The sequence below is a fragment of the Cellulomonas iranensis NBRC 101100 = JCM 18110 genome (genome assembly GCF_001552375.1).
Lineage (GTDB): Bacteria > Actinomycetota > Actinomycetes > Actinomycetales > Cellulomonadaceae > Cellulomonas > Cellulomonas iranensis.
In genome coordinates, this window is record NZ_BCRB01000005.1 from 72,592 (window position 1) to 81,928 (window position 9,337).

Genomic DNA, 9,337 nt, shown 5'->3' on the forward strand with positions numbered 1-9,337 from the left:
CCCCTCACCGGGGTGAGACTGCGCGGTACGTCACGCACGCGCGCACGAATCGTCAACGCGGTCCGGTTCGCCGCATTCGGCTCGGTCGCGGAGGTGGTCGCGGAGGTGAGGCGGCGCACACGGCCGACGGCCCCGCCGGGGCCCTGACCTGCCGCTCCGTCAGCGCGACGTCGGCAGCGGCTGGCCGCGCAGCGCCGCGGCGCGGAACTGCGTGGGCGTCAGCCCGAAACGGTCACGGAACGCCCGGCCCAGCTGGGCGGTCCCGGCGAACCCCGTCTCGCGCGCGACGCGCCGCACCGTCACGCCGTCGTCGGCACCCGCGAGCATCTCCGCGGCGTGCTCGAGCCGGATGTCCCGCAGCGTCGTCGCGAACGAGTCCCGGCTGTCCTCGAACTGCGCGAACAGGTGCCGCTTGCTGATGCGCAGCTCGCGCGCGACCACGTCCGCGTCGAGGTCCGGGTCCGCGTACCGCTCGACGAGCAGCGCCCGGACCCGGTCGCGCATCCCCGGCTCGGGCGGCGCCTGCCCGCGGTCGATGGCCGACGCGACCGTGGCCGCCACGAGCCCCTGCAGCGCCTGCGTCGCGGTGAGACGCACCACGGCATCGACGTCGTCGTCGAAGAGCACCTCCAGCAGGTGCTGCGCGGCCGGCGCCAGAGGCGCGTCGCGCAGCACGAGGTCCTCGTCGCGCAGGATCGCGTCGGGGCGCCGGCCGTAGAGGGACGTCGTCAGCAGCACGACGGTCCGCCGGCAGGGGCCCGTCTCCCACGCGACGCCGTACCGGCCGCGCGGCGGGTGCAGCAGGACGTCCCCCGGGCCGATCGGCAGCTCGTGGTCGCCGCGCAGCACGCGCCCGTGCCCCTGCTCGACGAGCTCCACCACCGCGAGGCGCGGCCCCGCGGGCACGGCGAGCGGGGCGCGGTCGGACACCGCCGTGTACCGCGAGCCGGCGTAGCGGAACAGCACCATGCGGTCGGCGACCACCGGGTGCAGAGTCGCGGACGTCGCGGCGCCGTCGGGGAACGTCAGGTCCCAGCCCATCGGCGCCATGAGCGCGCTGATCTCGCCGCGCCCCACGGCCTGCGGGCCCTGGCCGACCAGCCGCTCGACCCACTCGAGCACGGACTCGGTCGAGCGGTCCTGGCGAAGCACGACCGCCGGACGGGCCTCGTCGGCGGGGCGGGCGTCGCCCGCAGGGGCGGTGGTCGGCGGGGAGGTCGGGTCCGCCGGCGGGGGCTGCGCGTGGGACATGGCCCCGACGCTAACGGGCCGCACGGTGCCCCTCCGGGTGAAGTCGCTGCTCACGACCGCGCTGCACGACCCGCGCGGGCACGCTCACGCCGCCCGGGGCGGCCCGGGCGGCGTGCCGGCTCTCAGGCGTGCGTCAGGCGGCGAGCACGTGCGGCGGGAAGCCGGTGCGCTCGACGTGCGCGCCGTCGGCGATCCGCGCCTCGGGCTCGACGACGAGCGCCGGGTCCAGGTGCGCACCCGCACCGACCTCGACGCGCGCACCCAGGCGGGCGCCGCGGCCGACCACCGCGTCACGGCCGACGTGCACGTGCGAACCCAGTCGCGCGCGCTCGGAGACGACGGCGCCCGGTTCGATCCAGCAGAACCGGCCCACCGACGCGCCGGCCTCGACGACGGCGCCCGGGTCGACCCACGCGGAGTCGGCCACGAACGCGCTGTCGTGCACGCGCGCACCCTTGGCGACGAGGCCGCCGCCGTTCTCGTGTCGCTGGTAGCGGACGACCTTGCCGTCCTCGGTCTCGAGTTCCTCGTATCGCTTCATCCTGCTCATCGCAACGATCCGACCCCATGGTCTGTTCCCACGGGAAGGCCCGTCACACGACCTTCACGCGAGTCCCGCGACCCGGTCCCCGACGCCGTGACCTGCGCCACCGTCCCCCGTCGCCACCCCCGCCACGGGGAAGGACCGACGCCAGCACCGCCGGGCGCCTCGCCGAACGCGGGGAACGGCCGCGTCCCGGCCCGCGGAGACGGCCGTTCCCCGCGTTCGACGGCCCCGGGAGGCGGCGGGCGCGGCGTCGCGCGCTCGCCGAGAACCCCGCGCGGGTGCGTGCGAGGATCGCCCCATGACGACCGACCAGGACGCGCGCGACGTCGCCGGGACCCCGGCACCCACCGTGGCCGAGACCCCGGACCCGCTCGCCAACGCGGGCGACACCGAGCTGTGGCTCGAGCGCACCGGCAAGCGCCAGTACGTGGGCCGCAGCTCGCGCGGCGCGCAGGTGCGCATCGGGTCGGTCGGCGACCCGGAGGCCTTCTCCCCCGGCGAGCTGCTGAAGATCGCGCTCGGCGCGTGCAGCGGCCTGTCCGCCGACGCCGCGCTCGTGCACCGCTTCGGCGACGACGTCCGGGTCACCATCCGCGTGGGCGGCGCGACGCACCCCACCGAGGACCGCTACCCCGCGCTGGCCGAGGTCATGGAGGTCGACCTCTCGGGCCTCGACGACGCGACGCGCGACCGACTGCTGACGGTCGTGCACCGCGCGGTCGACCAGCACTGCACGGTCGGGCGCACGCTCGAGCACGGCGCCACGACGACGCTCACGGTGTCCGGGGAGCGCTGACGTGCCGCGGCTCGTGCAGGGCGCGCTCGACAAGGCGGTGACGATCCCGTCAGCGACGATCCACGCGCACGTCGAGAGCGTGCGGCGCCGCAACCCCGACGCGAGCCCGGCCCGGGTCGTCGAGCTCCTCGAGAAGGAGTACCTGCTGGTCGTGGCGGGCACGGGCGGCGCCGTCGGCGCCGCGGCGGCCGCGCCGATCGTCGGCACGGGCCTCGCGACCGCCCTGACCGTGAGCGACGTCGCGACGTTCTTCGGCGCGTCCGCGGCGTTCGCGCTCGCCGTCGCGTCGGTGCACGGCATCGAGGTCACCGACACCGAGCGCCGCAAGGCGCTGCTGCTGTCGACCCTGCTCGGCGAGTCGGGCGCGAAGGTCGTGAGCGACGCGACCGAGCTGACCACGTTCCGCGTGGGCCGCGTGCTGCTCACCCGCATGCCGATGGGCACGGTCAAGAAGGTCAACAACCAGCTCACGCGCAAGCTGCTGCGCACGCAGGCCGCCCGGTTCGGCGGGCTCGCGGTCGGGCGGCTCGCGCCCTACGGCCTGGGTGCCGCGATCGGCGTCGCGGGCGGGCGCGCGCTCGGGCAGGGCGTCGTCAAGGGCGCGCGCCTGGCCTTCGGCCCCGCCCCCGAGACGTTCCCGCGGGTCGTCGAGGCCGTGCCCGTGCACGCGCAGCTCGCGACCGCCCCGCACGTCGTCGGCCAGGCCGACGCGGTCGCGCCTTCGCCCACCTCCGGCCGACCCGCGCGCCGACGGGGTCTGCTGCGCCGACGTTGATCGCCGATCCGAGGCACCTGCTGCTTCCCCAGGCACGGATTCGGAGATATCCTGCGGATATCCGCAGAATATTGCTGACGAAGGTGCTTCCATGGACTGGCCCTACCCCGAACGGGTGTTCGGCCCCTCACTGGACCCGACGGTGCTCCGTACGCTCTGGCGCGCGGGCACGCCGCTGACCGGCGCCCAGGTGCACCGGCTGGCGCGCACCGGCTCGGAGCGCGGCGTGCGCTACGCACTCGCCCGGCTCGTCGCCCAGGGCATCGTCACGACGCACGCCGTCGGCGCGTCGAACGTGTACGAGCTCAACGACGCGCACCTGGCGTACCCGGCGGTCGACGCCGCCTTCCGGGCCCTCGACCCCTGGCAGGCGCTGGCCCGCCGCGTCGCCGACCTCGTCGCAGAGAGCCACCCTCCGGTCGCCGACGGCGAGACCTTGACGCCCCAGGTCACCGTGAGCGTGTTCGGGTCGGTGGCGCGAGGGACCGCGGACGAGGAGTCGGACCTCGACCTGCTCGTCGTCGTCCCCGACGGCACCGGGGGCGACCACCTCGCCGACCGGCTCGAGGTCGAGGGCAGGCGATGGACAGGGCAGGCCGTCCAGGTCTACCTGACGACACCCCGCCGCCTCGCCCTCGCGCGCGACGCGGGCGACCCCCTCGTGGAGTCCCTGCGCGCGGACGCCCGTCGTGTGCTCGGGCCCTCCGTCGACGAGCTGCTCCGCCCCGCCTCGTGACGCCGCGCAAGGAGGACCGCCATCGCGCGATGACGGCCACGGACGTGCGGATGCGCGCCCGTGTGGCACGCACGTACCTCCAGGTCGCCCAGCTCGCGGTCGAAGAGGACGAGGCGTACAGGCAGGTGGCCGCCGGTCTCGCGGCGCTCGCCGCCATCGCGGCGGCCGACGCGGTCTGCGGGCACCGCTCGGGCGAGCGGTACGCCGGTCAGGACCATGCCCGCGCGGGCGAGCTCCTCGAGCGGACGCAGCCTGACGGCGCTCAGCTCGCCCGCCACTTCCGATCCGTCATCCGGGACAAGTCCGCGGCGCACTACGGCACCGAGTACCTGACGGTCGAGAAGGTACGGACCATGCTGCGCCACGCCGAGCACCTCGTGGAGGCGCTCTCCTCGATCGACTGAAGCGCCGCGGGCGGCGTCACCAGCGTGCGTGCACGTGCTCCCGCACGTCGCGGTCGTACACGTCGGCGAGCGCCGCGAGGGTCTCGTCCGACAGGTCGGGGAACGCGTCGGCAGCCGCGTTGGCCTGCGCCTGCGCGGGCGTGCGTGCGCCGGGGATGACCACCGAGACGCCGGGCTGCTGCACGATCCAGCGCAGCGCGAGCTGCGCGGTCGTCATGCCCGACGGCGTGAGCCCGGCGACCTCGCGCGCGGCGCGGACGCCGACGTCGTAGGGCACGCCCGAGAACGTCTCGCCGACGTCGAACGCCTCGCCGTGGCGGTTGTAGGCACGGTGGTCGTCGGGCGCGAACTGCGTCTGCTCGTCGTACCTCCCCGACAGCAGGCCCGACGCGAGCGGCACGCGCGCGATGATCCCGACGCCCGCCTCGGCCGCCGCGGGCAGCACCTGCTCGAGCGGCTTGCGGCGGAAGACGTTGAGGATGATCTGCACAGACGCGACGTGCGGGCGCGCGATCGCCGCGAGCGCCTCGTCGACGGTCTCGACGGACACGCCGTAGGCGGCCGCGCGGCCGTCCTCGACGACCCGGTCGAGCGCGTCGTACACGTCGTCGCTGCGCAGCACCGCGCTGGGCGGGCAGTGCAGCTGCACGAGGTCGAGCGTGTCGGTGCGCAGGTTGACGCGGCTGCGGTCGGTCCACCGGCAGAACGCGTCGTACGTGTACGCCTCCGCGACGTGCGGGTCGGTGCGGCGGCCCATCTTGGTGGCGACCGTGACCGACCCGGCGAGGTCGGGGCGCGACGCGAGGAACGCGCCGATCGCGCGCTCGGACCGCCCGTCGCCGTACACGTCCGCCGTGTCGAGGAACGTCACGCCCGAGGCGACCGCGGCCTCGAGCACGGCGTGCGCCGTGTCGTCGCCGACCTCGCCCCAGTCGCCGCCGAGCTGCCAGCAGCCCAGCCCGATCACGCCGACCTCACGACCCGTCCGTCCCAGCACCCTGCTCCGCATGCCGACGACCGTACCCCGGTGGAGGATCGACGCATGCCGACGCCCCCTGCTGCCCCCGGTGCCGTCGCGGTCACGCGCGCGCTGCCCGTGCCCGCGGCCGCCGCGTGGGCGGCGCTGACGGACGCGCGCCGGCACGCGGCGTGGGTCCCGCTGACGCGCGTGCGCACCGACGGGCCGCCGCGCCTGGGCACCCGCGTGGAGGCGGTGTCGGGGCCGGGTGCGCGCCGCGGGCTGCCGGGGTTCGTCGACCGCATGGTCGTCACGCGGTACGACGCCCCGGGCGCCGACGCGGGCGGCGCGGCGGGTGTCGCGGTGTTCACCAAGCGGGGCCCGGTGCTGCTGGGCGAGGCGACGATCGTCGTCCTGCCGACGGGCCCGGGTGCGTGCCGCGTGACGTGGTCCGAGCGCGTGCCGCTCGCGGGGCCGCTGCCCGCGGCGCTCACGGCGCGCCTGACGGCGCCCGTGCTGGGGCTCATGCTGCGGGTGGTGCTGCACCGCGCGGCGCGCGACCTGCGCGCGGGCTGAGCCTCGCGGCACGCCGACGCGCGGGATCGGTGTCTCGCAGGCGTTTCGACGCAACGGATCGACCCTGCGTGCACCCACAGCGCAACGGATCGCGCCCGCACGCGCAACGTCACCTGTCCAGGAGGACGCCGCGACGCTCGTACCCTCGAAGGGTCGGCCGCCCCCACCCCCGCGGCGGCCCCGTCCCCCTCGAGGAGCCCGATGACCGCGCACGCACCCGGTGCCACGCCCCGCCACTACCTCATGTGCGAGCCGACCCACTACACGGTGTCCTACCGGATCAACCCGTGGATGGACCCGCAGCGCGTGACGGACACCGACCTGGCGGTGCGCCAGTGGCGCACGCTGCGCGACACGTACCTCGAGCTCGGCCACACGGTCGAGACGATCGACCCGATCCCCGGCCTGCCCGACATGGTCTACGCGGCCAACGGCGCCACCGTCGTCGACGGAGTCGTGTACTCGGCACGTTTCCGCTACCCCGAGCGCGCCGCCGAGGGCCCCGCGTACCAGAAGTGGTTCGCGGACCGCGGCTTCGTCACGCACACCGCCGAGCAGGTCAACGAGGGCGAGGGCGACCTGCTGGTCGTCGGCGACCTGATCCTGGCCGGCACCGGGTTCCGGTCCGACCGGGCGTCGCACGCCGAGCTGCAGGAGCTCGTCGGCCGCCCCGTGATCTCGCTCGAGCTCGTCGACGACCGGTACTACCACCTCGACACCGCGCTCGCCGTGCTGTCGTCCGACCCCGCGTCCCCGCAGGTCGCGTACTACCCGCCCGCGTTCTCGGCCGGGTCGCGCGCGGTCCTCGAGCGCCTCTTCCCCGACGCCGTGGTCGCGACCGACGACGACGCCGCGGCGCTCGGCCTCAACGCGGTCTCCGACGGTCTGCACGTCGTCGTGGCACCGCGCGCGACGCACCTCGCGGGCGAGCTGCGTCGCCGCGGCTACACCCCGATCCCGGTCGACACGTCCGAGCTGCTCAAGGGCGGCGGCGGCGCGAAGTGCTGCACGCTGGAGATCCGCCGGTGACCACCACGCCCGTCGTCGGGTCGGCCCTGGCGCCCAACTACCACCCGCTGCCCGTCACGCTCGCGACGGGTGAGGGCGCGTGGGTCACCGACACCGACGGTCGCCGCTACCTCGACATGCTCGCGGGGTACTCGGCGCTCAACTTCGGCCACCGGCACCCGGCGCTCGTGGCCGCCGCGCACGCGCAGCTCGACCGGCTCACGCTGACCTCCCGCGCGTTCGACCACGACCTGCTCGAGCCGTTCGCGCAGGCGCTGGCCGGGCTCGTCGGGCCGCTGCTGGCCGGCACGTCGCACCTCGTGCTGCCCATGAACACGGGCGCCGAGGCCGTCGAGACCGCGATCAAGGCGTCCCGCAAGTGGGGCTACGAGGTGCGGGGCGTGCCCGCCGACCGCGCGACGGTCGTCGTCGCCGACGGCAACTTCCACGGCCGCACGACCACGATCGTGTCGTTCTCGTCCGACCCCGACGCGCGCCGCGGGTTCGGTCCGTTCACGCCGGGCTTCGTCACCGTGCCGTACGGCGACGCGGCGGCCCTGGCGCGCGCGATCGACGAGACGACCGTCGCCGTGCTGCTGGAACCCGTGCAGGGCGAGCAGGGCGTGGTCGTGCCGCCGCTGGACTACCTCGCGGCCGTGCGGCGCGCGTGCGACGACGCGGGCGTCCTGCTGGTCGCGGACGAGATCCAGTCGGGCCTCGGCCGCACGGGGTCGACGCTCGCGTGCGAGCGGTTCGACGTGCGGCCCGACCTCGTGACGCTCGGCAAGGCGCTGGGCGGCGGGATCGTGCCCGTGTCGGCGGTGGTCGGCCGCGCCGACGTGCTCGAGGTCCTGACCGCCGGCACGCACGGCTCGACGTTCGGCGGCAACCCGCTCGCGTGCGCGGTCGCGCTCGCCGTGGTCGACCTGCTGACGCCCGGCACGCTGCAGGCCCGCGCCCGCACGCTCGGCGAGCACGTGGGCGACCGCCTCGACCCGCTGGTCGACCGCGGCCTGCTGTCCGACGTGCGGACGATCGGCCTGTGGGCCGGCGTCGACGTCGCACCGTCCGCCCCCGGGGGCCCGGCGAGCGGTCGCGAGCTGTGCGAGCGGCTGCTCGCGCGCGGCGTGCTCGCGAAGGACACGCACGGCGCGACGATCCGCCTCGCGCCGCCGCTCACGGTCGACGTCGCGGACCTCGACACCGCGCTCGACCGCCTCACGGACGCGCTCACGGCGCGCTGAGCCCGCCCGGGTGCGCACCGCGCGCGCCCGGGCGCCGGCCCGCCGCGCGTCCGGCTCAGCCCGCGGCGGTCAGCCGCAGGTGCAGCAACGGGTACGGCCGCCCGGCCTCGTCGGTCGCGCTGCGCCCCACCACCGTGAACCCGCGCCGCGCGTAGAACTCGGCGGCGGCCGCGTTCTGCTCGTTGACGTCGACGCGCGTCACTCCCTGCTCGTGCACGACGTGCGCGAGCAGCGCGCCGCCGACGCCCCTGCCCTGCCAGGAAGGGTCCACGAACAGCATCGCGAGCTCGTCGCCGCTCGTGCCGGCGAACCCGACGGGGACGCCGCCGGCCTCGGCGACCGTCAGCCGGACGCCCGGCAGGTACGCGGGCACGAGCTGCGACTCGATCTCGTCGAGGTCGGCGGGCGCCACGAAGTCGTGCGTCGCGTCGACCGCGCGCCGCCAGACGCGCGCCAGGGCCGCGTGCTCGGCGGGCCCGGCGCACGGGCGGACGGTCGCTGCGAGCACGGCGTTCTCCTCGCGTGGGCGGCGGGTGGGCGGGCGCCATCCTGCCACCCGCCCCGGCCGACCCCCGTCGCACGACCCGCCGCGCGGCCCCGTCAGCCGAACGTGATCGACGTGTACATCCACCCGTCGTGCATGACGACGCCGACGTACGCGGTCGAGTACGCGCCGAGCATCTGCGCGTTGTGGCCGCTCGAGTTGGCGTAGGCCCGGATCATGCGGGTCGCGTCGCCGGGGCTCACGCGCCCGACGATCTCGGGCCGGGCCTTCGCCGACCCCGCGCGCGTGCCCGAGTGCCAGATGCTGTCGGACGCCGCCATCTGCATCGCGTGCTCGACGCGCGCCCCCGACCGCACGATGCTCAGCTCGCCGAGCCCGTTGGCGACGCGGTGCGCGTTGAGCGCCGCTCCCACGGCCCCCGCGGAGCCCTCGGAACCGGCCACGGGCAGTCCCGCAGCGGCGGGCGCGGCGGGTGCGGCCGCGGCGGCGCCGCCGCTGCGGGCGGGAGCGGGCGCGCGACGCGTGGTCGCGGCCTTC

12 protein-coding genes are annotated in these 9,337 nt (G+C 76.0%); 7 read left to right on the forward strand and 5 right to left on the reverse strand.

What is annotated here, in order from left to right; genetic code table 11:
- Nucleotides 1-159: 159 nt before the first annotated feature.
- On the reverse strand, nucleotides 160-1,251 hold the full coding sequence (locus CS2_RS01630; RefSeq protein WP_070318620.1) for an AraC family transcriptional regulator: 1,092 nt from the start codon (nucleotides 1,249-1,251) through the stop codon (nucleotides 160-162).
- Between the two features lie 133 nt (nucleotides 1,252-1,384).
- Nucleotides 1,385-1,792, reverse strand: a complete 408-nt coding sequence (locus CS2_RS01635; RefSeq protein ID WP_233421030.1) for a transferase — start codon at nucleotides 1,790-1,792, stop codon at nucleotides 1,385-1,387.
- Between the two features lie 304 nt (nucleotides 1,793-2,096).
- Between CS2_RS01635 and CS2_RS01640 the strand changes: the two genes are divergently transcribed.
- The 4 genes from CS2_RS01640 to CS2_RS01655 all read left to right on the forward strand — a co-directional run bounded on the left by CS2_RS01640 (nucleotide 2,097) and on the right by CS2_RS01655 (nucleotide 4,509).
- Entirely contained in the window at nucleotides 2,097-2,594 is a 498-nt protein-coding gene (locus CS2_RS01640) for an OsmC family protein (protein ID WP_082739636.1), read from the forward strand.
- A gap of 1 nt (nucleotide 2,595) precedes the next feature.
- Nucleotides 2,596-3,369, forward strand: coding sequence for a hypothetical protein (locus CS2_RS01645; protein WP_070318622.1), 774 nt, complete (start codon nucleotides 2,596-2,598; stop codon nucleotides 3,367-3,369).
- Nucleotides 3,370-3,460: 91 nt separating this feature from the next.
- Nucleotides 3,461-4,105, forward strand: coding sequence for a nucleotidyltransferase domain-containing protein (locus CS2_RS01650; RefSeq protein ID WP_070318623.1), 645 nt, complete (start codon nucleotides 3,461-3,463; stop codon nucleotides 4,103-4,105).
- A 29-nt stretch (nucleotides 4,106-4,134) separates the two neighbouring features.
- Nucleotides 4,135-4,509 (forward strand): hypothetical protein, encoded by a 375-nt coding sequence (locus CS2_RS01655; protein ID WP_143320134.1) that lies wholly within the window; start codon nucleotides 4,135-4,137, stop codon nucleotides 4,507-4,509.
- A gap of 16 nt (nucleotides 4,510-4,525) precedes the next feature.
- On the opposite strand, the gene CS2_RS01660 is transcribed toward CS2_RS01655, so the two are convergent.
- A complete protein-coding gene (locus CS2_RS01660) occupies nucleotides 4,526-5,518 on the reverse strand; it encodes an aldo/keto reductase (protein ID WP_070318625.1) in 993 nt (330 codons plus the stop codon).
- A gap of 33 nt (nucleotides 5,519-5,551) precedes the next feature.
- Here CS2_RS01660 and CS2_RS01665 point away from each other — a divergent pair, with 33 nt between their 5' ends.
- From CS2_RS01665 to rocD, 3 genes are all read left to right on the forward strand, one after another.
- Nucleotides 5,552-6,043, forward strand: coding sequence for an SRPBCC family protein (locus CS2_RS01665; protein WP_070318626.1), 492 nt, complete (start codon nucleotides 5,552-5,554; stop codon nucleotides 6,041-6,043).
- A 201-nt stretch (nucleotides 6,044-6,244) separates the two neighbouring features.
- On the forward strand, nucleotides 6,245-7,072 hold the full coding sequence (gene ddaH / locus CS2_RS01670) for a dimethylargininase (protein WP_070318627.1): 828 nt from the start codon (nucleotides 6,245-6,247) through the stop codon (nucleotides 7,070-7,072).
- Nucleotides 7,069-8,295 (forward strand): ornithine--oxo-acid transaminase, encoded by a 1,227-nt coding sequence (gene rocD, locus CS2_RS01675; RefSeq protein WP_070318628.1) that lies wholly within the window; start codon nucleotides 7,069-7,071, stop codon nucleotides 8,293-8,295. Before ddaH ends, rocD begins: the two co-directional genes overlap by 4 nt.
- Before the next feature lie 55 nt (nucleotides 8,296-8,350).
- On the opposite strand, the gene CS2_RS01680 is transcribed toward rocD, so the two are convergent.
- Nucleotides 8,351-8,803, reverse strand: a complete 453-nt coding sequence (locus CS2_RS01680) for a GNAT family N-acetyltransferase (RefSeq protein ID WP_070318629.1) — start codon at nucleotides 8,801-8,803, stop codon at nucleotides 8,351-8,353.
- A 92-nt stretch (nucleotides 8,804-8,895) separates the two neighbouring features.
- Nucleotides 8,896-9,337 (reverse strand): CAP domain-containing protein (locus CS2_RS01685; protein WP_217997347.1); only part of this gene is annotated, 442 nt, incomplete at its 5' end.

Coding starts and splice junctions, on each gene's coding strand:
- CS2_RS01635 (WP_233421030.1), bottom strand. CDS start 1,792: ATGAAGCGATACGAGGAACTCGAGACCGAGGACGGCAAGGTCGTCCGC.
- ddaH (WP_070318627.1), top strand. CDS start 6,245: ATGACCGCGCACGCACCCGGTGCCACGCCCCGCCACTACCTCATGTGC.
- CS2_RS01630 (WP_070318620.1), bottom strand. CDS start 1,251: ATGTCCCACGCGCAGCCCCCGCCGGCGGACCCGACCTCCCCGCCGACC.
- CS2_RS01640 (WP_082739636.1), top strand. CDS start 2,097: ATGACGACCGACCAGGACGCGCGCGACGTCGCCGGGACCCCGGCACCC.
- CS2_RS01655 (WP_143320134.1), top strand. CDS start 4,135: ATGACGGCCACGGACGTGCGGATGCGCGCCCGTGTGGCACGCACGTAC.
- CS2_RS01665 (WP_070318626.1), top strand. CDS start 5,552: ATGCCGACGCCCCCTGCTGCCCCCGGTGCCGTCGCGGTCACGCGCGCG.
- CS2_RS01660 (WP_070318625.1), bottom strand. CDS start 5,518: ATGCGGAGCAGGGTGCTGGGACGGACGGGTCGTGAGGTCGGCGTGATC.
- CS2_RS01650 (WP_070318623.1), top strand. CDS start 3,461: ATGGACTGGCCCTACCCCGAACGGGTGTTCGGCCCCTCACTGGACCCG.